Here is a 24,040-nt window from a genome sequence, read left to right on the forward strand (position 1 = left end):
CCCTTCCCGACCATGGCCGACAAGGCCTCCAGCCTTCCGCGAACAAGTTATCCACATCTCCACCCACAGCAAATGTGGGCAACTCCACTTTCCGCCAGCAGATTCAGGGGCGGAATCTGAAGAAAATCCGTGACTTATCCAGAAAGGTCTTTTCCGCACGGCCTTGATCGTTTTTTGAACAATCCTCTACAAGCCAGGATTTCAAAGGCCCGCAGAGGAAGGCGAACACCTTATCCACAGAAGCGCCAACAGACTTTGGGGGCAACTTCGATGCACTGGGCCTGGTCCTGTGGAAAACCGCTGCGCAACGCGAAATCAGCCGGGTGTAGCGGGCCCGACGAGGGGAAATCGCGGTTTTGGCTGTTTTTTGATCAACCCCTTGAAAGCCGCTATCTATAAGGCGTCCAGCGGATGGCGAACATCTTATCCACAAAAAGGCCAACAGACTTTGGGGGCAACTCGAGCACCGGAAAACGTTCGAGGAACGCCAAAAACCCCAGGAAAAACCTCAACTTAGCCTGATCGTTTTTTGTACAAGCGTCTGCAGGGCTTGATTGGCGGGGGTTTCAGCGAGGCACGAACATCTTATCCACAGAGGGGCGCACAGGGATTGTGAGTAACAGTGGAAACAGCAACGCAAGCGACGCCCCCGTAGGAGCGAAGCTTGCTCGCGATAGCGGCAGTACGGCTGGCGCAGCCCTAGCGGACCACGCCCTCTTCGATCAACAGCTTGAGAATGGCCTCGGCTCCGGCCTGGGCGCTAACGCCCTTGAGCACCTGGCCGCCCCCGCCGCTGGCCTTGGCGGTCGCGGCTTTCATGCGGTCGGCGCCGCTCTTGGCCTTGATCACCTTCAGGCGCTTGGGCCGGGGTTTGGCCGGTTGCAGGGTGGCGCTGGCGAACAGCTCGTCCTCGACCACTTCCACCTGGCGCGCCTGCAGCACCCCCCGGCGGGCCGGACCGTAGGCACTCTGCCGTGGCTTGGGCGCGGCGTTATCCACAGTGGCGAGGAACGGCAGGCGTACCTTCAAGCGGCGCCGCTGGCCGCGCGGCAGGGCTTGCAGCACCAGGGCCACGCTGCCATCGATGGACTCGACCTGGGCCAGGCCCACCACCAGCGGCCAGCCGAGGTTCTCCGCCAGCAGGAACGGCAGCATGCCCGAGCCTTCGCCGGTTTCCGCCTGGCTGCCGGTGAGCACCACTTGTGCCCCGGCATCGCGCAAATAGTCGGTCAGGGCCGGCAGCGCATCGGCCCCGGCCGCTTGCTCCAGCACGTGCATCTGTTCCAGGCCCATGCCCAGGTAGGCGCGCAGCGCCGGCTCGGCGATGTCGCCGGCGTGCAGCACCTGCAAGCGGTCACCGGCCAGTTGCAGCCCCAGCTCCACCGCCCGCGCATCCTGCTCGGCGCGCCGCGGCCGACCGGAAGTCGGGTGGGCGCCGATGGATACCAGGCTGATCACATTGGTACTCATAACTCTGTCCTTCCCTTAAGCCGCATCGCGCTTGGCGCCGTTGCGGTAGGCCTCTACCGCCGCGATCAAGGCTTGCAGCAGCTCGGCGCTCTCGCCTATCACCGACAGGTCGGCGCGTTTGATCATGTCGCAGCCCGGGTCGAGGTTGATCGCCACCACCTTGTCGCAGGCGCCGATGCCCTGCAGGTGCTGGATCGCCCCGGAAATCCCCACTGCCACATACACCCGCGCCGTGACCCAGGTGCCCGAGGCGCCGACCTGGCGATCGCGGGCCATGAAGCCGTCGTCCACCGCCACCCGGGAGGCGCCTTCGGTGGCCCCAAGGGCCGCGGCGGTCCTGTGGAAAAGCTCCCAGTCCTTGACCCCGTTGCCGCCGGAGAAAATGAATTCGGCCTCGGCCATGGGAATCGCCGCCGGGTCCACAGCCACCGCGCCCAGGTCTTCGATCCGCGCCAGGCTGCGCGCCACGCTTGTGGATAACTCCACGGACAAGGCTTCGTGACGGGTTTCGCTGACCGGCTCGGCGCATTCGGCGGCGGCCAGGATCAGCCGCGCCACGGGCCGTGCCAGGTCCTGCAGGCCAGCGCCGGCACGGCCGACGCACTGTTGGTCCTTGACCTGCCAGACCCGCGTGGCCGGGCGTTCGCCCAGGGCCGCGGCGAACCGCCGGCCCAGCTCGCCACCACCGGTACGGCTGTCGGGCAGCAACCAGTGGCGCGGACTGAACTGGTTATCCACAGCCCGCAGGCCCTGCACCCGTTGCTCCGGTGCATAACCGCTGAATTCGTCGCCCTCGAGCACCAGCAGGCGGTCGACGCCCGCCGTGGCGAAGGCGCTTTCCTTGTGTTCGCCGAACACCACCGCCAGCACCGCACCGTCCTTGCCGGCCAACTGGTGGGCCAGCCCCAGCAGGTCGCGGTCGTGGCTGCTCAGGCGGCCGCCGACCATGTCCGGCACCACGCCGATGTAGAACGCAGGTGCAGCCACCTGATGCAGCGGCAGTTGCACTTCGACCGCGGCGCTGCGCTTGACCGCCCCGCCCTGCTGGGCGCCGCTGCGGTCGATGCGCTTGATGCCGTTGGGGCCGATGAAGCCGATCCCGTGGGGGTTCTTGCGGATGATGCCGTTGGGCCCCATCCAGCTGTGCTGCGCCGGTTGCATGGCCGCGTGCAGCGGGTGCAGGCGGTTGCGGGCGATCCACTCGGCCCGCGGGTCGCGGCGGATAATGTCGCTCATCAGTGGGCCTCCGCAGGTTCACGTTTGGCCGGGGCGGCCGGTTTGCCCGACGCGGCGTCTTCGAGCAACGCGTCGGCCACCAGTTCGGCGATGTCCTTGATCAGCGGCCGCGGTTCGACCACGCCCTCGAGCATCGCCGTGCATTGTGGACAACCCACAGCCACCAGCTCGGCGCCGGTTTCGCGGATGTCTTCCATGCGCATGTCGGGGATCCGCTGCTTGCCCGGGATGTCGGTGATCGGCGCGCCGCCGCCACCGCCGCAGCAGCGCGAGCGGAAGCCCGAACGCTGCATTTCCTTGACCTCGATGCCCAGGGCCCGCAGCACTTGGCGGGGAGCCTCGTACTCGCCGTTGTAGCGGCCCAGGTAGCACGGATCGTGATAGGTCACGCTGTCGCCCTTGTGCTGGCCGAGGTTCAACGCGCCGGCCTGGATGATTTCCGCCATGTAGGTGCTGTGGTGCTGAACGAGGTAGTTGCCGCCCAGGGCGCCGTATTCGTTTTTCAGCACGTGGAAGCTGTGCGGGTCGCAGGTGACGATGCGCTTGAAGCTGTATTTGGCCAGGGTCTGGATATTGCGCTTGGCCAGCAGTTGGAAAGTCGCCTCGTCGCCCAGGCGCCGGGCCACGTCGCCGCTGTCGCGCTCTTCCAGGCCGAGCACGGCGAAGTCGACCTTGGCCGCCTTCAGCACTTTGACGAAGGCGCGCAGGGTGCGCTGGTTGCGCATGTCGAAGGCGCCGTCGCCAACCCAGAACAGCACGTCGGTGGCTGTCTTTTCGCTCATCAGCGACAGGTTGAGGTCCGCCGCCCAGTTCATCCGTCCGCCCGGGGCGAAGCCGCCCGGGTTGTCGGTGGCGATCAGGTTTTCCAGGACTTCGGCGCCCTTGTTCGGGGTCGCGCCTTTTTCCAGGGTCAGGTGCCGGCGCATGTCGACGATGGCATCGACGTGCTCGATCATCATCGGGCATTCCTCGACGCAGGCGCGGCAGGTGGTGCAGGACCACAGGGTCTCGGCGTCCACCAGGCCGTTGACGATCGGCTGGTGCGGGTTGCCGCTGTGTTCACCAATCGGTTTGCCGGGGTACGGGCTACCGGCGAACTGGGCGTCAGTACCGCCCGCCAGGCCAACCACCATGTCCTGGATCAGCTTTTTCGGGTTCAGCGGCTGGCCGGCGGCAAACGCCGGGCACGCGGCTTCGCACTTGCCGCACTGCACGCAGGCATCGAAGCCCAGCAGCTGGTTCCAGGTGAAATCCTTGGGTTTTTCCACCCCCAGCGGGGCGTTCGGGTCTTCCAGGTCCAGCGGCTTGAGGCCGGTGGAGCGGCCGCCACCGAAGCGCTCGGGGCGGCGGTGCCAGGCCAGGTGCAAGGCACCGGCGAAGGCGTGCTTCATCGGCCCGCCCCAGGTCATGCCGAAGAACAGCTCGGACACACCCCACAGGACACCGATGCCGAGGATCGCGGCGACCAGCCAGCCACCGAAGTTTTCCGGCAGGATCCCGGCCACCGGCAGGGTCACCAGGAAAAACGACGCCGAGAACGCCAGCAGGCTCTTGGGCAGGCGCATCCACGGGCCTTTCGACAGCCGTGAAGGCGGGTTGCGCCGGCGCCGGTAGACGAAGATCGCGCCGACGAACATCACCGCCGACATCAGCAGCAGCGCATAACCCAGGATGCGGTTATGCAGGCCGAAACCATGCACCAGGATCGCCAGGACGATGGACGCCACCGCGCCACCGGCCGTGGCCACGTGGGTGTTGGCGATGTATTTGTCCCGCGCCACCACGTGGTGCAGGTCGACCATGTAGCGCTTGGGCATGGCCAGCAGGCCGCCGATCAGGTCGACCTTGGACGCGCGGCCCCGGCGCCACATGGCCACCCGCCGCAGCGCGCCGAGGACCGCAAGGCCCAGGGCGGCGAACAGCAGGATGGGAAGAAGGGTGCTTAACATCAGAGTCACCTCTGGCGAGGTGCAAGCTGCAAGCTACAAGCTGCAAGAATGAGCAGCGACGCAGTTCTGCTGTGATCTTGTAGCTTGCCGCTTGCGGCTTGCAGCTGTTCTTAGAAGTCCTTGCAGATCCGCAGGGCGTCGTAGATGGCCGCGTGGGTGTTGCGCTGGGCCACGCAGTCGCCGATGCGGAACAGCAGGTAACCGTCGCCCGCCTGGCTCAACGAAGGCTGCGGCTTGATCGCGAACAGCGCCTCGACATCGACCTGGCCCTTGTTGCGCGAGCCTTCCTTGAGCGCGTAGTAGAGCGCTTCGTCAGGCCGCACGCCGTTCTCCACCACCACCTGGTCGACCACGCGTTCTTCCTTGGCGCCGGTGTATTCGTTCTCCAGCACCGCCACCAGCTTGTCGCCTTCGCGGTAGACCTTTTCCAGCATCATGTCGCCGGTCATGATCACTTCTTTCGGGTACATGCTGCGGTAGTAGGTCGGGAACGACGTACCGCCGATGGCCACGCCCGGCTTGATGTCGTCGGTGACGATCTCGACCTGGCTGCCCTTGTCGGCAAGGAAGTCGGCCACCGACATGCCGGTGAATTCGCAGATGGTGTCGTAGACCAGCACGTTCTTGCCCGGCGCGACCTTGCCGTCGAGCACGTCCCAGCTGCTGACCACCAGCCCTTCGGCGGCGCCCCAGTGTTCGTTCTGCTCGAGGAACGGATGCCCGCCGACGGCCAGCACCACGATGTCCGGACGCAGGTCGAGAATGGTCGCGGCGTCGGCCGCGGTGCCCAGGCGCAGGTCGACCTTCAGCCGCGCCAGCTCCAGCTGGTACCAGCGGGTGATGCCGGCGATCTGGTCGCGTTGCGGCGCCTTGGCGGCGGTGGTGATTTGCCCGCCGATGGCTTCTTTCTTCTCGAACAGGGTCACATCGTGGCCGCGCTCGGCCGCCACCCGCGCCGATTCCATGCCCGCCGGGCCGGCCCCGACGATCACCACCTTGCGTTTCGGCCCGGTGGATTTCTCGATAATGTGCGGCACGCCCATGTATTCACGGGAGGTCGCGGCGTTCTGGATGCACAGCACATCCAGGCCCTGGTACTGACGGTCGATGCAGTAGTTGGCGCCCACGCACTGCTTGATCTGGTCGACCTGGCCCATCTTGATCTTGGCGATCAGGTGCGGGTCGGCGATATGCGCGCGGGTCATGCCGACCATGTCGACATAGCCGCCTTCCAGGATACGGGTAGCCTGGTTCGGGTCCTTGATGTTCTGCGCGTGCAGCACCGGGACCTTGACCACTTCCTTGATCCCGGCGGCCAGGTGCAGGAACGGCTCCGGTGGATAACTCATGTTCGGAATCACGTTGGCCAGGGTGTTGTGGGTGTCGCAACCCGAGCCCACGACGCCGATGAAGTCGAGCATGCCGGTGTCGTCGTAATACTTGGCGATCTGCTTCATGTCCTCGTGGGACAGGCCGTCCGGGTGGAATTCGTCACCGCAGATACGCATGCCCACGCAGAAGTCGTCGCCGACTTCGGCGCGCACCGCCTTGAGCACTTCCAGGCCGAACTTCATCCGGCCTTCGAAACTGCCGCCCCATTCGTCGGTCCGCTTGTTGACCCGCGGGCTCCAGAACTGGTCGATCATGTGCTGGTGCACGGCAGACAGCTCGACGCCGTCCAGGCCGCCGGCCTTGGCCCGGCGCGCGGCCTGGGCGTAGTTGCCGATCACCCGCCAGATCTCTTCCACCTCGATGGTCTTGCAGGTGGCGCGGTGCACCGGTTCGCGGATGCCCGACGGCGACATCAGGGTCGGCCAGTTGAAGCCGTCCCAGCGCGAGCGCCGACCCATGTGGGTAATCTGGATCATGATCTTGGCGCCATGCTTGTGCATGGCGTCGGCCAGGTTCTGGAAGTGCGGGATGATGCGGTCGGTGGACAGGTTCACCGAGCTCCACCATTCCTGCGGACTGTCGATGGCCACCACCGACGAGCCGCCGCAGATCGCCAGGCCGATGCCGCCCTTGGCCTTCTCTTCGTAATATTTCACGTAGCGGTCGGTGGTCATGCCGCCGTCGGTGGCGTAGACCTCGGCGTGCGCGGTGCTGAGCACGCGGTTGCGGATGGTCAGTTTGCCGATCTGGATCGGCTGGAACATCGCTTCGAAAGCCATTTTTCTTAACTCCGCTTACAACGGCTTGACGGTGAACAGGCCATCGTCGTGACCTTCTTCGGAACCGCCGTAGACCTGTTCGGCGACGGTGCGGATCTTGCTGCCACGGGCGGCGAGGATCTGGTCCATGGCGCCGGCGAACCAGCCGGTGAACATGTAGTCGACCTTGCGCCCGACCTTGCCGTACACATAGACGAAGGCCGAGTGTTCGAGCTTGACGCTGGCGGTGCCCTTGTCGAGGTCGATGTCCTGGATCTTGAACAGGCCCCAGCCGCGCTGCGACAGGCGCTTCATGTAGTGCTCGAACACCGCGACGCCTTCCAGGCCGTGGCATTCGGCTTCTTTTTCGCACCAGTGCCAGGCGGACTTGTAGCCGGCCTTGTAGAGAATCTCGGCATAGGCCTCGGCGCCCAGCACTTCCTCGATGCCCATGTGGTTGTTGACGAAGAAATGACGCGGCACGTACAGCATCGGCAGGGCGTCGGAGGTCCAGACACCGGTTTCGCTGTCGACTTCGATGGGCAGTTGCGGGGCGATCTTGGCCATGGAAACTTAACTCCAGAAAATGTGCTGTGTTGCCCCCGGCGCGGACGGCCGGGGGAAAGGAATCAGAAGTGCGGCGGCTTATTCGCCCCAAACGTCTTTGAGGACGTTGACCCAGTTCTCGCCCATAATCTTGCGCACCACGCGCTCGGAATGGCCGCGCTTGAGCAGGGTCTCGGTGAGGTTCGGGAACTCGCCCACGGTGCGGATGCCCAGCGGGTTGATGATCTTGCCGAAGTTGGTCAGGCGGCGGGCGTAGCCCTTGTCGTGGGTCAGGTATTCGAAGAAGTCCTGGCCATGGCCCTGGGTGAAGTCGGTGCCGATGCCGATGGCGTCTTCGCCGACGATGTTCATGGTGTATTCGATGGCTTCGGCGTAGTCGTCGATGGTCGAATCGATGCCCTTGGCCAGGAACGGCGCGAACATGGTCACGCCGACGAAACCGCCGTGGTCGGCGATGAATTTCAGCTCTTCATCGGACTTGTTGCGTGGGTGTTCCTTGAGGCCCGACGGCAGGCAGTGGGAATAGCAGACCGGCTTCTTCGATTCGAGGATGACTTCCTCGCTGGTCTTGGAACCGACGTGGGACAGGTCGCACATCACCCCGACGCGGTTCATTTCGGCGACGATCTCGCGACCGAAGCCCGACAGGCCGCCGTCGCGCTCGTAGCAGCCGGTGCCCACCAGGTTCTGGGTGTTGTAGCACATCTGCACGATGCCCACGCCCAGCTGCTTGAACACCTCGACGTAGCCGATCTGGTCCTCGTAGGCGTGGGCGTTCTGGAAGCCGAAAAGGATGCCGGTCTTGCCCAGTTCCTTGGCCTTGCGGATGTCGGCGGTGGTGCGCACCGGCATCACCAGGTCGCTGTTTTCGCGGATCAGTTTCTGGCTGGAGGCGATGTTGTTGACCGTCGCCTGGAAGCCTTCCCACACCGACACGGTGCAGTTGGCCGCGGTCAGGCCGCCCTTGCGCATATCCTCGAACAGTTCGCGGTTCCACTTGGCAATGATCAGCCCGTCGATAACGATGCTGTCGGCGTGCAATTCGGCTGGGCTCATCAGGCAGTCCCCTTTTATGGCAATTCACGCGCCGAATCGTCTGCCGGCGCTTTGGGGCCAGCATATGCCTCGGTGCCCGGGCAGCCGGGTGCAAAAACGACAGGGGAATTGCCGAAAGCGTCAATCCGCGACAAAGGGTCTGCCACGGGTCCCTCGAGCCATCTGTTCTTTGTCCTGCGCATGGGCCAGAATCCGCCGCACCACTGGATACTTCACGGAAAAATTAGAGGGCGGCGACGCAATGAAACCGATCTTCCTGGCTTTGGCCCTGCTGGCGACTGGCGTACAGGCGGCCGAAGAAGCCGACAATTCCCCCTGCGACAGCGTCGAACAGGACCAACAGACCCTGGAATGCGCCACCTTCAACAAGACCACCGCCGAGCAACTGCTCAACGACAACCTGCAAGGCCTGCTCGAACGCCTGGGCACGCAGTACGGCAGCGACAAGGCACAACTGGCCGACATCAGCGCCAAGGTCCAGGCCGCCCAGCAGCTGTGGCAGAAACAGCGCGACGCCGATTGCGCCATCGATACCTTCCCCGCCAAATCCGGCACCAAGGCCTACGCCATTGCCCAGGCCGACTGCCTGGCGCGCATGAGCGACGAACGGTCGGAGTTTCTTGAATCGATCGGGCAGGAATAACAGCTCGACTTCAAACCTTCCGGTGGCTGGAATGCCGCCATCGCGGGCAAGCCTCGCTCCTACGACAGGAGCGGGTTTGTTCGCCAGCTTCCCTCCCCTCCCCGCTGTAACAAACCATGAGCAATACCCGGACAAGGTTCTCGCCTTGGCATTCGAACGGACATAAGCAAAGATTGATTAATCTTATAAAAGGCTTATATTCGTTCATGAACAGCATCCTGTGGACCCGCAAGGCCGTCAAACAACTGCTGCGATTGCACAGCGCCCATCAGGTACAGATCCGCGACGCGGTGACCTTGCTCGAAGACATGCCCGATACCGGCAACGTCAAGGCACTCAGCGGCTATGCCTATGCCTACCGCTTGCGGGTGGGCAACTATCGAGTCCTGTTCGACTGGGACGGCGCTATCCGAGTGGTCAGTATCCAAGAGGTCAAGAAACGTGACGAACGCACCTACTGACATCCAGATCATCAAGGGCGCGGACGGCCAGCCGGCGTTCGTGGTCATCCCCTATGCGCAGTACGTGGCGCAGCAAAAGGAGCCGGACCTGATCCCCCACGACGTGGTCAGCCGCATGGTCGATGGCGCGACGCCAATCCGCGCCTGGCGCGAGCACCTGCACCTGACCCAGGACGAAGTCGCCCGGCGCCTGGGCATTTCCCAGCCGGCCTTCGCCCAGCAGGAAAGCGTCGCCCGGCCGCGCCGCGCCACCCGCGAGAAGATCGCCGCAGCCTTCGGCATTCGCGCCGACCAGCTGGAACTGTAAGCTGCACGCCATTCCCCGAGAAAAGGTTTTCCCATGAGCATCTGCGGCATCGAGATCAAAGGCAGCGAAGCCATCTTCGCCATCGCCACCCTGCAAGACGGCGCACCGCACCACCAGGCCAACGCCTGCAAGAAAATCGCCCTGGACGACGATGACGAAGCGGCCAACGTCAAGGCCTTCGCCACCCAGGTCGCCGCCTTCGTACGCGACAACGGCATCACCCGCATCGCCATCAAGAAACGCAGCAAGAAAGGCGAATTCGCCGGCGGCCCGACCACCTTCAAGATCGAAGGCGTACTCCAGTTGCTGGACGGCTGCGAGGTAACCCTGCTGTCGCCGCAGACCATCAATGCGCAGGTCAAGAAGCACAATCTCGACCTGCCGGCGACGCTGAACAAGTATCAGCACGAGGCGTACAAGACCGCCTGCTCCGCCCTCTTGAAGAAGTAGGAGCGAGGCTTGCCCGCGATGGCGTACTACCTGATCCAACGGGTTGCCTGCATCGCGAGCAAGCCACGCTCCTACAGAGACGGCCGCTCAGGCCTTCTGGCTTTGGCGCCGATCCTCCCGCGGGCACTGGGCAAAACGCGCGCGGTAGCTGCGGGTGAAATAGGAGGGTGATTCGAAGCCGCAGGCGATGCTGACTTCCAGCACGCTCATGTCGGTCTGGCGCAGCAGCTGCCGGGCCTTTTCCAGGCGCAGCCCCAGGTAGAAATTGCTCGGGGTGTCGTTCAGGTGCAGGCGGAACAGGCGCTCGAGCTGGCGCCGGGTGACCTTGATCGACTCGGCCAACTGCAGGGTGCTCAGCGGCGGCTCGCTGTGCTGCTCCATGTCGCCGATCACCTGCACCAGCTTCTTGTTGCGAATACCGTAGCGCGTGGCGACTTCCATGCGCTGGTGGTCCTTGCGCGGGCGGATGCGCCCGAGCACGAACTGCTCGCTGACCTGGATCGCCAGTTCCGGGCCGTGGGCCTGGCCGATCAGGTCGAGCATCATGTCGATGGACGCGGTGCCGCCGGCCGAGGTGATACGCCGCCGGTCGATCTCGAACAGCTCCTGGGTCACGCTCAGCTGCGGATAGGACTCCTTGAACGCCTCGATCGCCTCCCAGTGCAGGGTCACCCGGTGGCCTTCGAGCAACCCGGCCTCGGCCAGGACCACGCTGCCGGTGTCGATGCCGCCCAGGGTCACGCCTTCCACATCCAGGCGGCGCAACCAGTGCACCAGCGCAGGGCTGGCGAACTTCAGCGGTTCGAAGCCGGCCACCACCAGCAGGGTCGCGCCTTTTTTCAACGGTTCCAGGGCCGCATCGGCGTTGACCGACATGCCATTGCTAGCCAGCACCGCGCCGCCATCGGCGCTCAGTACATGCCAGCGGTACAGCTCGCCGCGAAAGCGATTGGCCACGCGCAGCGGCTCGATGGCCGAGATGAACCCGATGGCCGAGAAGCCCGGCATCAGCAAGAAATAGAAATCCTGGGACATGGAACGCACTCGGTGACGGGCAGCGTGACCCCTGTGATACGCCGTTTCCACGCGGGGTTCAAGACGCGAGGTCGCTGCAGTGCAAGAGCCGGTCGCCGCTGTGCGTTTTCACCGCTCGCCAGCTGCGTAACGTGGCATCACCGGCGCACGAAGACGCCGGAACCGACAATAACGACCTGCCGAGGAAACCCTCATGAAACGACTGATCAGCAGCTGCGTCCTGGCACTCAGCGGTACCGTCTTTCTCAGTTCCGGCGCCATGGCCGCCGACGCCGCCAGTTGCCAGAACGTGCGCCTCGGCGTGGTCAACTGGACCGATGTGATCGCCACCAGCGCCATGGCCCAGGTACTGCTCGACGGCCTCGGCTACAAGACCAAGCAGACCAGCGCCTCGCAGCAGATCATTTTCGCCGGTATCCGCGACCAGCGCCTGGACCTGTTCCTCGGCTACTGGAACCCGCTGATGACCCAGACCATCACCCCGTTCGTCGAGGCCAAGCAGGTCAAGGTACTGGCCGAGCCCAGCCTCAAGGACGCCCGCGCCACCCTCGCCGTGCCCACCTACCTGGCGGACAAGGGCCTGAAGACTTTCGCCGACATCGCCAGGTTCGAGAAGGAACTGGGCGGCAAGATCTACGGCATCGAACCCGGCTCGGGCGCCAACACCCAGATCAAGGCGATGATCGCCAAGAACCAGTTCGGCCTGGGCAAGTTCCAGCTGGTCGAATCCAGCGAGGCCGGCATGCTCGCGGCGGTCGATCGCGCGGTGCGGCGCAAGGAAGCCGTGGTGTTCTTCGGCTGGGCGCCGCACCCGATGAACGTCAATGTGCAGATGACCTACCTCACCGGCAGCGACGACGCCCTGGGCCCGAACGAAGGCATGGCCACCGTGTGGACCGTCACCGCGCCGGCCTACGCCGAGCAGTGCCCGAACGTGCACCGGCTGCTGACCAACCTGAGCTTCAGCGCCGAGGACGAGAGCCGGATGATGCAACCGTTGCTCGACCACAAGGACGCCCTGGACTCGGCCAGGCAATGGCTGGCCGACCACCCGCAGGACAAGGCTCGCTGGCTCGAAGGCGTCACCACCTTCGACGGCAAGCCTGCCGCCGACCACCTGAAACTGACCAGCCAATAACCACCCCGGACTCCGTCTGCGCAGCGCCAACCGGCTGCGCAGCGACCCACCACGCCTGTAAGGAACCCGCACCATGAACCACGACGTCATCATCACCTGCGCACTCACCGGTGCTGGCGACACCACCGCCAAGAGCCCGCACGTGCCGGTCACCCCGAAACAGATCGCGGCCGCCGCGGTGGAGGCCGCCAAGGCCGGCGCCACGGTGGTCCACTGCCACGTCCGCGACCCGCAAACCGGCAAGTTCAGCCGCGATGTCGCGCTGTACCGGGAAGTGATGGAGCGCATCCGCGAGGCGGACGTGGACATCATCGTCAACCTCACCGCCGGCATGGGCGGCGACCTGGAGATCGGCGCCGGCGAGAACCCCATGGAGTTCGGCCCCAACACCGACCTGGTAGGCCCGCTGACCCGCCTGGCCCACGTCGAGGAACTGCTGCCGGAAATCTGCACCCTGGACTGCGGCACCCTGAACTTCGGCGACGGCGACACCATTTACGTGTCCACCCCGGCGCAGCTGCGCGCCGGAGCCAAGCGCATCCAGGAACTGGGAGTGAAGGCCGAGCTGGAAATCTTCGACACCGGCCACCTGTGGTTCGCCAAGCAGATGATCAAGGAAGGCCTGCTGGACAACCCGCTGTTCCAGCTGTGCCTGGGCATTCCCTGGGGCGCGCCGGCCGATACCACCACCATGAAGGCCATGGTCGACAACCTCCCCGCGGACGCGGTCTGGGCCGGCTTCGGCATCGGCCGCATGCAGATGCCGATGGCCGCACAGGCGGTGCTGCTGGGCGGCAACGTGCGGGTCGGCCTGGAGGACAACCTGTGGCTGGACAAGGGCGTACTGGCGACCAACGGCCAGTTGGTGGAGCGCGCCAGCGAGATCCTCAGCCGCCTTGGCGCCCGCGTCCTGACCCCGGCCGAGGGCCGGGCCAGGATGGGCCTGAGCAAGCGTGGCTGATCCCCTGACACCTTCTGTAGGAGCGAGGCTTGCCCGCGATGACGCCGGTACAGACCGCACACCAGCGTGGCACCTGACACCGTCATCGCGGGCAAGCCTCGCTCCTACACGTCCTCTTCTATTTTCAGGAAAGTTGCCATGAGCTTTATCACCGAGATCAAAACCTTCGCCGCCCTGGGCAGCGGTGTCATCGGCAGCGGCTGGGTGTCCCGCGCCCTCGCCCACGGCCTGGACGTGGTGGCCTGGGACCCGGCCCCCGGTGCCGAGGCGGCCCTGCGCAAGCGCGTGGCCAATGCCTGGGGCGCCCTGGAGAAGCAGGGCCTGGCGCCGGGCGCCTCGCAGGATCGCCTGCGCTTTGTCGCGACCATCGAGGAATGCGTGAAAGACGCCGACTTCATCCAGGAAAGCGCGCCGGAACGCCTGGAACTGAAGCTGGAGCTGCACGCCAAGATCAGCGCCGCGGCCAAGCCCGACGCCCTGATCGGCTCCAGCACCTCCGGCCTGCTGCCGAGCGAGTTCTACGAGAGCGCCACCCACCCGCAACGCTGCGTGGTCGGCCACCCGTTCAATCCGGTGTACCTGCTGCCGCTGGTGGAGGTGGTCGGCGGCAAGCACACCGCCCCCGAGGCCGTGCAGGCGGCGATCAAGGTCTATGAGTCCCTCAGCATGCGCCCGCTGCACGTGCGCAAGGAAGTCCCCGGCTTCATCGCCGACCGTCTGCTGGAAGCGCTGTGGCGCGAAGCCCTGCACCTGGTCAACGACGGCGTCGCCAGCACCGGCGAGATCGACGACGCGATCCGCTTCGGCGCCGGCCTGCGCTGGTCGTTCATGGGCACCTTCCTGACCTACACCCTGGCCGGGGGCGATGCCGGCATGCGCCACTTCATGGCCCAGTTCGGCCCGGCGCTGCAACTACCATGGACCTACCTGCCGGCGCCGGAGCTGACCGACAAGCTGATCGACGATGTGGTCGAGGGCACCGCCGAGCAGTTGGGCCAGCACAGCATTTCGGCGCTGGAACGCTATCGTGATGACTGCCTGCTGGCGGTGCTGGACGCGGTGAAGACTACCAAGGCCAAGCACGGCATGAGCTTCAGCGAGTAACGCCCATCCCTGTAACCGCTGCACGCAGCAGCGGTTACAGGGGTTCAGCCCGCCACGCCAATTTCCGTGAGCCCACGACATGCCCGCACTCACCACCTACACCACCCGCATCAGCCCCGATTGGGTCGATTACAACGGCCACCTGCGGGACGCCTTCTATTTGCTGATCTTCAGCTACGCCACCGACGCCCTGATGGACCGGCTGGGCATGGACAGCAACCACCGCGAAGCCAGCGGCAACTCGCTGTTCACCCTGGAGCTGCACCTCAATTACCTGCATGAGGTGAAGCTCGACACCGAGGTCGAAGTGCGTACCCGGATCATCGGCCACGACCGCAAGCGCCTGCACCTGTACCACAGCCTGCACAAAGTCGGCGACGACCTGGAACTGGCCGGCAACGAGCAGATGCTGCTCCACGTCGACCTCGCCGGCCCACGCTCGGCGCCGTTCACCGAGCCGGTGCTGGAACGCCTGCAAGCGATCGCCGCGGCCCAGGCCGATCTCCCCGCCCCCGCCTGGATCGGCCGGGTGATCGCCCTGCCGGCGGGAAAATAACCCTCACGCAAAAGGACCGCACCGTGAATACCGCCACCGCTTTTGCCGACTTCCGCAGCTACCCGTTGATCAGCGCGTTGACCGCCGTACAAGCCCTGGCGGACCGTGTACAGGTGCAGTGGGCCGATGGCCGCGCCAGCCCCTTTCACCATCAGTGGCTGCGTGACAACTGCCCGTGCCCGCAATGCGTCTACAGCGTGACCCGCGAACAGGTGCTGGAGATCGTCGACGTCGCCGAGGACCTGGCGCCGGCCGCCAGCCGGATCGACGCACAGGGTTGCCTGAGCATCGACTGGCAGGACGGCCATCAGAGCCGCTTCGACCCGGGCTGGCTGCGCGCCCACGCCTATGACGACGCCAGCCGTGCCGAACGCCGCGCCCGCCGCCCGCAGAGCCAGTTGTGGGACAGCCGGTTGCCGCTGCCGGTGTTCGACTACCAGGCGCTGCAGGACGATCCGCAGGCGCTGCTGCAATGGTTGCTGGCCCTGCGCGACATCGGCCTCACGCAGGTGCGCGGCGTGCCCACCGAGCCGGGGTCGCTGGCCCAGGTCGCCCGGCGCATTGCGTTTATCCGCGAGAGCAATTTCGGCGTGCTGTTCAATGTGCAGTCCAAGGCCGATGCCGACAGCAACGCCTACACCGCCTTCAACCTGCCGCTGCACACCGACCTGCCGACCCGCGAACTGCAACCGGGCCTGCAGTTCCTGCATTGCCTGGTGAACGACGCCGAAGGCGGCGAAAGCATTTTCGTCGACGGTTTCGCCATCGCCGACGCCTTGCGCCGCGAGGACCCCGAGGCCTTTCGCGCGTTGTGCGAGATCCCCGTGGAATTTCGCAACAAGGACCGTCACAGCGACTACCGCTGCCTGGCGCCGGTGATCGCCTTGAACGCCGTGGGCGAAGTAGCGGAGATCCGCATGGCCAACTTCCTGCGCGGGCCGTTCGAGGCGGCGGTGGACGACATGCCCCGCCTCTACCGCGCCTACCGACGCTTCATCGCCATGACTCGCGAGGCGCGCTTTCGCCTGGTCCGGCGCCTGGAGCCTGGCGAGCTGTGGTGCTTCGACAATCGCCGCACCCTGCACGCGCGCAACGCCTTCGACCCCGCCACCGGCGCGCGGCATTTCCAGGGCTGCTACATCGACCGCGACGAGTTGCTGTCGCGGATCCTGGTGTTGCAGCGGTAGATCGCGTCGTCCCTATCGCGGGCAAGCCTCGCTCCTACACAGCACAGCGTAGGAGCGAGCGGGCGGCGATCCGACTTGCCCGCGAAAATTCTCCCAGGCGCCACCTTTCTCCCAGACAAAAAAAGACCCCGATCAAGCCGTGACAGGACCGGGGCTGAGGAGGGTTTCTGAGGAGCCGACACGAGGGTGACCAAACCTTCGATGACCGAGCTGAAGTCCAGTGTGCCCAGTCGCCGGCGAGCCGGGTTAGCCGAAAACGACATGCTCATAGGCATCATGGACATTGCGACAATTCGCCCTTGCCGACGCTCCGGTGGGCCACCAGAATCGAACCGCGACCACGCTCCCGGAATAAGGATAAGAGTCATGATGCACGCGGATCTGATTGACCAGGACGACCTGCTCGGCCACCTGAGGGCCCTGGGTTTCGAAATGCCGGCCGGCGCCACCGCCGACCAGGCCTGCGAGTGTGCCGTGCGCGGCTTGAGCGATGCCCGGGCCAAGGCGCTCAAGGGCATGGTCGAGCAGATGCTCACCGGCAATGCGACCATCCTGCCGGCCGTGCGCCAGGCCATCGACAAACAGCTGTTGCCGGCCCTGGCCGAGTACCAGAACAACCGCGCCTGAACCTTCGCCGGGAGCCAATCCCGGAGTAGAGTGCGGTTCCCTGCCCTGTGGAACCGCACCATGATTCGCATCGAACCCTGCCAGTCGGCCCATCAACCCGGCTGGCTGCCCCTGCGCCAGGCCCTCTGGCCGCACTGTCCGGCCCAGGAACACCTGGACGAAGCCAACGACCTGCTGAACCACCCGCAGCGCTACATCAACCTGCTCGCCTACACCACCGACGACCAGCCCGTGGGGTTGGCCGAAGCGTCATTGCGCCACGACTACGTGAACGGCACCGAACATTCGCCGGTGGTGTTCCTGGAGGGTTTGTATGTCAGCCCCGAATGGCGGCGCCAGGGCATTGCCGAACGCTTGATCGAGGCCGTCGCCCAGTGGGGACGGCAGCATGGCTGCGTGGAAATGGCGTCGGACACCGGCCTGGACAACCTGCTCGGCCAGAACGTGCACAAGGCGCTCGGCTTCGAGGAAACCGAGCGCGTCGTGTATTTCAGGAAGGGTTTGTAGTTACAGCCTGACGCTGGCGAAAGTCGACTCGTTGCGCGCCTGGCTCAGCGACGACATCGGCCCGGCCAGCACCAGCGCCTGCGGGATCGGCATCATTGCCACTTGCTGCGCGGTGTTGGAACCCACGCGCTCGTCGCGCGGCGGAATGCCGAAGTACTCGCGGTAGCACTTGGAGAAGTGCGGCGTGGAAACGAAGCCGCAGACCGAGGCCACCTCGATGATCGACATCGGCGTCTGCTTGAGCAGCTGGCGGGCGCGGATCAGCCGCAGCTTCAGGTAGTAGCGCGATGGCGAGCAATGCAGGTACTTCTGGAACAGCCGCTCCAGCTGGCGACGCGACACCGAGACATACACCGCCAGCTCGTCGAGGTCGATCGGCTCTTCCAGGTTGGCTTCCATCAGCGCGACGATTTCCTGCAGCTTCGGCTGGTTGGTGCCGAGCATGTGCTTGAGCGGCACGCGCTGGTGATCCTGCTCGTTGCGGATACGCTCGTAGACGAACATCTCCGAGATCGCCGCCGACAGCTCACGGCCATGATCGCGGCTGATCAGGTGCAGCATCATGTCCAGCGGCGCGGTGCCGCCCGAGCTGGTGAAGCGGTTGCGGTCGAGGGTGAACAGCCGGGTGCTCATGGCCACCCGCGGGAAGGCTTCCTGCATCGAGGCCAGGCATTCCCAGTGCACGCTGCAATCGAAACCGTCGAGCAGGCCGGCGCAGGCCAGGGCCCAGCTGCCGGTGCAGACTGCGCCCAGACGGCGGGACTGGCGCGCCTGGCTCTGCAGCCAGGACACGTGCTCACGGGTCACGGTGCGTTGAATGCCGATGCCACCGCAGACGATCACGGTGTCCAGCGCGGGCGCTTTGTGCATCGAGGCGTCGGGGGTGATCTGCAGGCCGTCGCTGGCCCAGACCTGGCCGCCGTCGACACTGAGCGTGGTCCAGCGATACAGCTCGCGACCGGACAACTGGTTGGCCATGCGCAGCGGCTCGACTGCGGAAGCCAGGGAAATCAGTGTGAAATTGTCCAGCAGCAGAAAGCCGATGGATTGAGGCGCACGGTTCTGGGGTTGGGCCCCGGAGTTGAACGACGTCATCGCGGTATCTCCTCACACAAAGCGGGTGATGGCCTCAGGCGGAGGCTCTTGTTATTGCCATCGTTCTCACGGGAGACGGGCTTTGTGATCACAGAGCAATTGCCATGCCTAAACTTGAATGGCCATTCAATAACTCCTGAAAACGACGTCGCGATGCGTCTATATAAGCCACGTGCTATGTGCGGGTTATAAGCGCCGGGATCGGCCACGGGACGCCCTGGCCCGGTAGCTGTGAGCAAATCGGTAGCACTTGTGGGAACGCCGAGAAACGTCCGGCGAAAAGAGTGTCACCGCAAGCACAGCCGGGCGTCGGCCGGGATCGGGGGAAAAACCTGACCGCTGAAGCTGTCGACTTACCTGATTGCGACGCGCCAAAAGGTGGCGTGGGGGTTAACGGGTGGTCAATTTATGAGCAGTGGGTTGGGGGGGGGGGGAGACGTGAATGATCCGGCCCCATCGCGGGCAAGTCGGATCGCCGCCCGCTCGCTCCTACTGTCACGCACAATCTGTAGGAGCGAAGCTTGCTCGCGATGGACTGCGCAGCAGTCCCGCCGTTAAGGCCTCAGCACTCGACAGCGCTGACCGCCAATCCGCCGCGGGAGGTTTCCTTGTATTTGTCGTGCATGTCGGCGCCGGTATCGCGCATGGTGCGGATCACCCGGTCCAGGGAAATGAAGTGCTGGCCGTCGCCGCGCAGCGCCATTTGCGCGGCATTGATCGCCTTCACCGCGGCAATCGCGTTGCGCTCGATGCAGGGCACCTGCACCAGGCCGCCGACCGGGTCGCAGGTCAGGCCGAGGTTGTGCTCCAGGCCGATCTCCGCGGCGTTGCACAACTGTTCCGGAGTGGCCCCGAGAATCTCCGCCAGCCCGGCCGCGGCCATGGCGCAGGCGGAACCCACCTCGCCCTGGCAGCCGACTTCGGCGCCGGAGATCGAGGCGTTCTTCTTGCACAGGATGCCCACCGCCGCCGCGCCGAGGAAGAAGTCCACCACATTGGCGTCGGTGACCTCCTCGCTGAAACGCATGAAGTAATGCAGCACCGCCGGAATGATCCCCGCCGCGCCGTTGGTCGGCGCCGTGACCATGCGCCCGCCGGCGGCGTTCTCTTCGTTGACCGCCAGGGCGAACAGGTTGACCCACTCCATCGCGCTCAGGGTCGAGCCGATCACATTGGGCTTGTTCAACTCCTGCAGGCTGCGGTGCAGCTTGGCGGCGCGGCGCCGCACGTTCAGCCCGCCGGGCAGGATGCCTTCGTGTTTCAGGCCGTGCTCGACGCAGTCCTGCATGGCCTGCCAGAGCTTCATCAGGCCGCTGCGGATCTCCTCTTCCGAACGCCAGACCTTCTCGTTGGCCATCATCAGCTCGGCCACCCGCAGGTTGTGCTTGCGGCACAGGTCGAGCAGCTCCACGGCGCTGGAAAAGTCGTAAGGCAATACCGTGCGATCCAGATCGACCACGCCGCTGCTGGCCTGGGCCTGGTCGACCACGAAGCCGCCACCCACGGAATAATAAGTGTCGCGGTGCAACTCCCCGGCCTCGCCTTCGGCAACGAGGGTCATGGCGTTGGGATGGAACGGCAGGTTCTCGTCGAGCAGCAGCATGTCCCGCGCCCAGACAAAAGAGACAGGCAAGCGGCTGTCCAGCAACAGGGTGTCGGTTTCGCGCAGGGTCTGGATGCGGCTGCCGATCAGCGACGGGTCGATGGCGTCCGGCCATTCGCCCATCAGCCCCATGATCACGGCATTGTCGCTGCCGTGGCCGATGCCGGTGGCCGACAGCGAGCCGTACAGCCGGACCTCGACGCGCCGCACCTGCTCCAGCAGGCCTCGCTCGCGCAGTGCCTGGACGAACAGCGCCGCGGCGCGCATGGGCCCGACCGTGTGCGAACTGGAAGGCCCGATGCCGATTTTGAACAGATCGAAAACGCTGATAGCCATTGCTGCGAACTCCTCGATGAGCACACGCCGGGCGCCGAAAACGCCCGGTGGCGAAGCTGCTACGCTCAAGCAGTAGTCCGCCGAGATACGCGCATCATCAAGCTTTTGCAGGGTCGTTCGACGTCTCACACCGACTCACTCATGCCCACCAACGCCGTGGCCCCCGGGCCTGCGATTCTGGCCGTTTTTTCACGGTCCAGAGGGACAAAAAGTGCGGAAAAAAGCTGTAAGCGACCTCACCGACACTGGATGCGACCCTGCCTGTACTGGATACGACGCACCCTGTAGGCGTCAGATTTTCACTGGTACATGATCAGTCTCGACTCGATTGCAAGGCACTGTGGCAGAGCTGTTCCACACGCCCCAACCGCAATACTTATAAGTGCGGTCAGACACGCCGCCAGAAAACACCCAGGAGTCCACCCCATGAAAGGTTCCCCGTCGTTGTTGTTGGCCGCCATGCTGAGTCTGCCGTTTCTGGCGCACGCCGCAGAACCGGCGCAATGCAGTACCGTAAACTTCTCCGATGTCGGCTGGACCGATATCACCGTCACCACCGCGACCACCAGCGTCATCCTCGACGCGCTGGGCTACAAGACCAAGACCACGATGATTTCCGTGCCGGTGACCTACAAGTCCCTGGCCGATGGCAAGAACATGGACGTGTTCCTCGGCAACTGGATGCCGACCATGGAAAACGACATCAAGCCCTATCGCGATGCCGGCACCGTGGCCACCATCCGCGCCAACCTGGAGAACGCCAAGTACACCCTGGCCGTCCCTGAAGAGCTGTACAACAAGGGCCTGAAGGATTTCGCCGACATCGCCAAGTTCAAGAAGGAACTGGACGGCAAGATCTACGGCATCGAGCCGGGTAACGACGGCAACCGCATGATCCAGAGCATGATCGACAAGAACGCCTTCGGCCTGAAGGACGCCGGCTTCAAGGTGGTCGAATCCAGCGAGGCGGGCATGCTGTCCCAGGTCGAGCGCGCGCAACGGCGCAACACCGCGGTGGTGTTCCTGGGGTGGGAACCGCACCCGATGAACACCCGCTTCAAGATGAAGTACCTGACCGGCGGCGATGAATTCTTCGGCCCCAACTACGGCCAGGCGACCATCTACACCAACACCCGCAAGGGCTACGCCGAGGAATGCAGCAACGTCGGTCAGTTGCTGAAGAATCTGTCGTTCACCCTGAACATGGAAAGCACCCTGATGGGCAATGTCCTGGACGACAAGATGAAACCCGAGGCCGCCGCCAAGGCCTGGCTGCAGAAAAACCCCGGTGTCCTCGATACCTGGCTCGCTGGCGTAACCACCATTGACGGAAAACCTGGCCTGGAAGCCGTGAAAGCCAAGCTTGCGCAGTAATCGTTATATGCCGGGCGGGCTCGCCCGCCCGGGCTGTTTATTCCTTGCATGCGGACGTTCATTACCATGCTCATTGATCAGAAAATCCCTTTAGGCCAGTACATCGCTGCCTTCGTCGAATGGTTGACGCAACACGGCGCCAGCACATTCGATGCGATCGCATCGACCCTGGAAACGATGATCCACGGCGTGACGTTTGCGCTGACCTGGTTCAACCCGCTGGCCTTGATCGGCCTGATTGCCTTGCTCGCGCACATCATCCAACGCAAATGGGGCCTGACGGCCTTCGTGATCGCTTCCTTCCTGCTGATCCTCAACCTGGGTTACTGGCAGGAAACCATGGAAACCCTGGCCCAGGTGCTGTTCGCCACCCTGGTCTGCGTGGTCATCGGCGTGCCGCTGGGCATCGTCGCCGCGCACAAGCCGATGTTCTACACCATGATGCGTCCGGTACTGGACCTGATGCAGACCGTACCGACCTTCGTCTACCTCATTCCTACCCTGACCCTGTTCGGCCTGGGTGTGGTGCCCGGCCTGATCTCCACGGTGGTGTTCGCGATCGCCGCGCCAATCCGCCTGACTTACCTGGGCATCCGCGATGTACCACAAGAGTTGATGGACGCCGGCAAGGCCTTCGGCTGCTCGCGCCGTCAACTGCTGTCGCGTATCGAGCTGCCCCACGCCATGCCGAGCATCGCCGCCGGCATCACCCAGTGCATCATGCTGTCGCTGTCGATGGTGGTAATCGCGGCCCTGGTGGGCGCCGACGGCCTGGGCAAACCCGTGGTCAACGCACTGAACACCGCCGACATCGCCCTGGGCTTCGAGGCGGGCCTGGCCATCGTACTGCTGGCGATCATGCTCGACCGTATCTGCAAACAACCCGAAGCCAAGGTAGGGGGTGACGCATGAGCATAATCCGCTTCGATAACGTCGACGTTATCTTCTCCAAGGACCCTCGCGAGGCGCTCAAGCTGCTGGACCAGGGCATGACCCGCAACGAGATCCTGAAAAAGACCGGCCAGATCGTCGGTGTGGAAAAGGCCAGCCTGGACATCGAGAAAGGCGAGATCTGCGTGCTGATGGGCCTTTCCGGCTCGGGCAAGTCGAGCCTGCTGCGCTGTATCAACGGCCTCAACACCGTCAGCCGCGGCAAGCTGTTCGTCGAACATGACGGCAAGCAGGTGGACATCGCCTCCTGCTCCCCGGCGGAACTGAAAATGATGCGCACCAAGCGCATCGCCATGGTGTTCCAGAAGTTCGCCCTGATGCCCTGGCTGACGGTGCGCGAGAACATCAGCTTCGGCCTGGAAATGCAGGGCCGGCCGGAGAAGGAACGGCGCAAGCTGGTGGACGAGAAACTCGAACTGGTGGGCCTGACCCAGTGGCGCAACAAGAAGCCCGACGAACTGTCCGGCGGCATGCAGCAACGGGTCGGCCTGGCCCGCGCCCTGGCGATGGACGCCGACATCCTGCTGATGGACGAACCCTTCTCGGCCCTCGACCCGCTGATCCGCCAGGGCCTGCAGGACGAGTTGCTGGAACTGCAACGCAAGCTGAGCAAGACCATCGTGTTCGTCAGCCACGACCTCGACGAGGCGCTGAAACTCGGTAGCCGCATCGCGATCATGAAAGACGGCCGGATCATCCAGTACAGCAAGCCGGAAGAGATCGTGCTGAACCCGGCGGACGACTATGTGCGCACCTTCGTCGCCCACACCAACCCGCTCAATGTGCTCTGCGGCCGCAGCCTGATGCGCAGCCTGGACAACTGCAAGCGCATCAACGGTTCGGTCTGCCTGGACCCGGGTGGCGACTCCTGGCTCGACCTGGCCGAAGGCAACACCATCAAGGGCGCCCGCCAGAACGGCGCCAGCCTCGACCTGCAGAACTGGGTGCCGGGCCAGGCGGTGGAAGGCCTGGGCCGCAAGCCGACCCTGGTGGACTCCAACATCGGCATGCGCGACGCGCTGCAGATCCGCTACCAGACCGGCAACAAGCTGGTGCTGCACGACAACAACAAGGTGGTGGGGATCCTCGGCGACAGCGAGCTCTACCACGCGCTGCTCGGCAAGAACCTGGGCTGACCGCCAGGCAGAAACAACAACGCCGCGACCTGGGTCGCGGCGTTTTTGCTTGAGCGGGAAAAGATGCACCTGTTGCAGGAGCGGATGTTGTGGTGAGCCACAAAGAGCTTCGCGGGCAAGCCTCGCTCCTACAGACGAAGC

Annotated in this window: 23 protein-coding genes; 14 read left to right on the forward strand and 9 right to left on the reverse strand. The window is 64.5% G+C overall.

Going from position 1 to position 24,040, the window contains the following annotated elements:
• Positions 1–699 precede the first annotated feature (699 nt).
• The 6 genes from TO66_RS29055 to TO66_RS29080 form a co-directional block, all read right to left on the reverse strand.
• Positions 700–1,470, reverse strand: a complete 771-nt coding sequence (locus tag TO66_RS29055) for an electron transfer flavoprotein subunit beta (RefSeq protein WP_044465481.1) — start codon at positions 1,468–1,470, stop codon at positions 700–702.
• A gap of 15 nt (positions 1,471–1,485) precedes the next feature.
• The gene (locus TO66_RS29060; RefSeq protein WP_044465482.1) at positions 1,486–2,706 is read right to left on the reverse strand and encodes an electron transfer flavoprotein subunit alpha/FixB family protein; all 1,221 of its coding nucleotides are present in this window, start codon (positions 2,704–2,706) and stop codon (positions 1,486–1,488) included.
• A complete protein-coding gene (gene dgcB / locus TO66_RS29065; protein ID WP_044465483.1) occupies positions 2,706–4,655 on the reverse strand; it encodes a dimethylglycine demethylation protein DgcB in 1,950 nt (649 codons plus the stop codon). Before dgcB ends, TO66_RS29060 begins: the two co-directional genes overlap by 1 nt.
• A gap of 110 nt (positions 4,656–4,765) precedes the next feature.
• On the reverse strand, positions 4,766–6,826 hold the full coding sequence (gene dgcA, locus TO66_RS29070; protein WP_044465484.1) for a dimethylglycine demethylation protein DgcA: 2,061 nt from the start codon (positions 6,824–6,826) through the stop codon (positions 4,766–4,768).
• 15 nt (positions 6,827–6,841) lie between these two features.
• Complete coding sequence (locus TO66_RS29075; RefSeq protein ID WP_003228980.1) at positions 6,842–7,372, reverse strand: DUF5943 domain-containing protein; 531 nt, start codon at positions 7,370–7,372, stop codon at positions 6,842–6,844.
• 78 nt (positions 7,373–7,450) lie between these two features.
• Entirely contained in the window at positions 7,451–8,428 is a 978-nt protein-coding gene (locus tag TO66_RS29080; RefSeq protein ID WP_007926352.1) for a dipeptidase, read from the reverse strand.
• Between the two features lie 241 nt (positions 8,429–8,669).
• On the opposite strand from TO66_RS29080, the gene TO66_RS29085 reads away from it, so the two are divergent.
• The 4 genes from TO66_RS29085 to TO66_RS29100 all read left to right on the forward strand — a co-directional run bounded on the left by TO66_RS29085 (position 8,670) and on the right by TO66_RS29100 (position 10,289).
• Positions 8,670–9,071 (forward strand): lysozyme inhibitor LprI family protein, encoded by a 402-nt coding sequence (locus TO66_RS29085; protein ID WP_044465485.1) that lies wholly within the window; start codon positions 8,670–8,672, stop codon positions 9,069–9,071.
• A 206-nt stretch (positions 9,072–9,277) separates the two neighbouring features.
• Entirely contained in the window at positions 9,278–9,532 is a 255-nt protein-coding gene (locus tag TO66_RS29090; RefSeq protein ID WP_044465486.1) for a type II toxin-antitoxin system RelE/ParE family toxin, read from the forward strand.
• Positions 9,513–9,839 (forward strand): helix-turn-helix domain-containing protein, encoded by a 327-nt coding sequence (locus TO66_RS29095; protein WP_044465487.1) that lies wholly within the window; start codon positions 9,513–9,515, stop codon positions 9,837–9,839. Before TO66_RS29090 ends, TO66_RS29095 begins: the two co-directional genes overlap by 20 nt.
• 33 nt (positions 9,840–9,872) lie before the next feature.
• Complete coding sequence (locus TO66_RS29100; RefSeq protein WP_044465488.1) at positions 9,873–10,289, forward strand: DUF3010 family protein; 417 nt, start codon at positions 9,873–9,875, stop codon at positions 10,287–10,289.
• Between the two features lie 87 nt (positions 10,290–10,376).
• Here TO66_RS29100 and TO66_RS29105 read toward each other — a convergent pair whose 3' ends face one another.
• On the reverse strand, positions 10,377–11,324 hold the full coding sequence (locus TO66_RS29105) for a GlxA family transcriptional regulator (RefSeq protein WP_044465489.1): 948 nt from the start codon (positions 11,322–11,324) through the stop codon (positions 10,377–10,379).
• Between the two features lie 193 nt (positions 11,325–11,517).
• Between TO66_RS29105 and TO66_RS29110 the strand changes: the two genes are divergently transcribed.
• From TO66_RS29110 to aac(6'), 7 genes are all read left to right on the forward strand, one after another.
• Positions 11,518–12,462: a choline ABC transporter substrate-binding protein gene (locus TO66_RS29110; RefSeq protein ID WP_044465490.1), complete on the forward strand. Its 945-nt coding sequence runs from the start codon at positions 11,518–11,520 to the stop codon at positions 12,460–12,462.
• Between the two features lie 73 nt (positions 12,463–12,535).
• Positions 12,536–13,423, forward strand: coding sequence for a 3-keto-5-aminohexanoate cleavage protein (locus TO66_RS29115; RefSeq protein WP_044465491.1), 888 nt, complete (start codon positions 12,536–12,538; stop codon positions 13,421–13,423).
• 138 nt (positions 13,424–13,561) lie between these two features.
• On the forward strand, positions 13,562–14,527 hold the full coding sequence (locus TO66_RS29120; protein ID WP_044465492.1) for an L-carnitine dehydrogenase: 966 nt from the start codon (positions 13,562–13,564) through the stop codon (positions 14,525–14,527).
• A 79-nt stretch (positions 14,528–14,606) separates the two neighbouring features.
• Positions 14,607–15,083, forward strand: a complete 477-nt coding sequence (locus TO66_RS29125) for a thioesterase family protein (RefSeq protein WP_044465493.1) — start codon at positions 14,607–14,609, stop codon at positions 15,081–15,083.
• Between the two features lie 23 nt (positions 15,084–15,106).
• Positions 15,107–16,270, forward strand: coding sequence for a gamma-butyrobetaine dioxygenase (locus tag TO66_RS29130; protein WP_044465494.1), 1,164 nt, complete (start codon positions 15,107–15,109; stop codon positions 16,268–16,270).
• Positions 16,271–16,636: 366 nt separating this feature from the next.
• The gene (locus tag TO66_RS29135) at positions 16,637–16,897 is read left to right on the forward strand and encodes a hypothetical protein (protein WP_044465495.1); all 261 of its coding nucleotides are present in this window, start codon (positions 16,637–16,639) and stop codon (positions 16,895–16,897) included.
• A 60-nt stretch (positions 16,898–16,957) separates the two neighbouring features.
• Positions 16,958–17,404 carry an aminoglycoside 6'-N-acetyltransferase gene (aac(6'), locus tag TO66_RS29140; RefSeq protein ID WP_044465496.1) on the forward strand — a complete coding sequence of 149 codons (447 nt, stop codon included), beginning with the start codon at positions 16,958–16,960 and terminating at the stop codon, positions 17,402–17,404.
• Here the strand turns inward: aac(6') and TO66_RS29145 are convergent, their stop codons facing one another.
• Both TO66_RS29145 and TO66_RS29150 read right to left on the reverse strand, forming a co-directional pair.
• Positions 17,405–18,499 (reverse strand): GlxA family transcriptional regulator, encoded by a 1,095-nt coding sequence (locus TO66_RS29145; protein WP_007925992.1) that lies wholly within the window; start codon positions 18,497–18,499, stop codon positions 17,405–17,407.
• A gap of 562 nt (positions 18,500–19,061) precedes the next feature.
• Positions 19,062–20,438: an L-serine ammonia-lyase gene (locus TO66_RS29150; RefSeq protein ID WP_044465497.1), complete on the reverse strand. Its 1,377-nt coding sequence runs from the start codon at positions 20,436–20,438 to the stop codon at positions 19,062–19,064.
• A 426-nt stretch (positions 20,439–20,864) separates the two neighbouring features.
• On the opposite strand from TO66_RS29150, the gene TO66_RS29155 reads away from it, so the two are divergent.
• The 3 genes from TO66_RS29155 (at position 20,865) to choV (ending at position 23,899) form a co-directional block, all read left to right on the forward strand.
• Positions 20,865–21,812: a choline ABC transporter substrate-binding protein gene (locus tag TO66_RS29155; RefSeq protein WP_044465498.1), complete on the forward strand. Its 948-nt coding sequence runs from the start codon at positions 20,865–20,867 to the stop codon at positions 21,810–21,812.
• A 66-nt stretch (positions 21,813–21,878) separates the two neighbouring features.
• On the forward strand, positions 21,879–22,724 hold the full coding sequence (gene choW, locus TO66_RS29160; RefSeq protein ID WP_044465499.1) for a choline ABC transporter permease subunit: 846 nt from the start codon (positions 21,879–21,881) through the stop codon (positions 22,722–22,724).
• The gene (choV, locus tag TO66_RS29165; RefSeq protein WP_044465500.1) at positions 22,721–23,899 is read left to right on the forward strand and encodes a choline ABC transporter ATP-binding protein; all 1,179 of its coding nucleotides are present in this window, start codon (positions 22,721–22,723) and stop codon (positions 23,897–23,899) included. Before choW ends, choV begins: the two co-directional genes overlap by 4 nt.
• Positions 23,900–24,040: the final 141 nt, after the last annotated feature.

The organism is Pseudomonas sp. MRSN 12121 (genome assembly GCF_000931465.1).
GTDB lineage: Bacteria > Pseudomonadota > Gammaproteobacteria > Pseudomonadales > Pseudomonadaceae > Aquipseudomonas.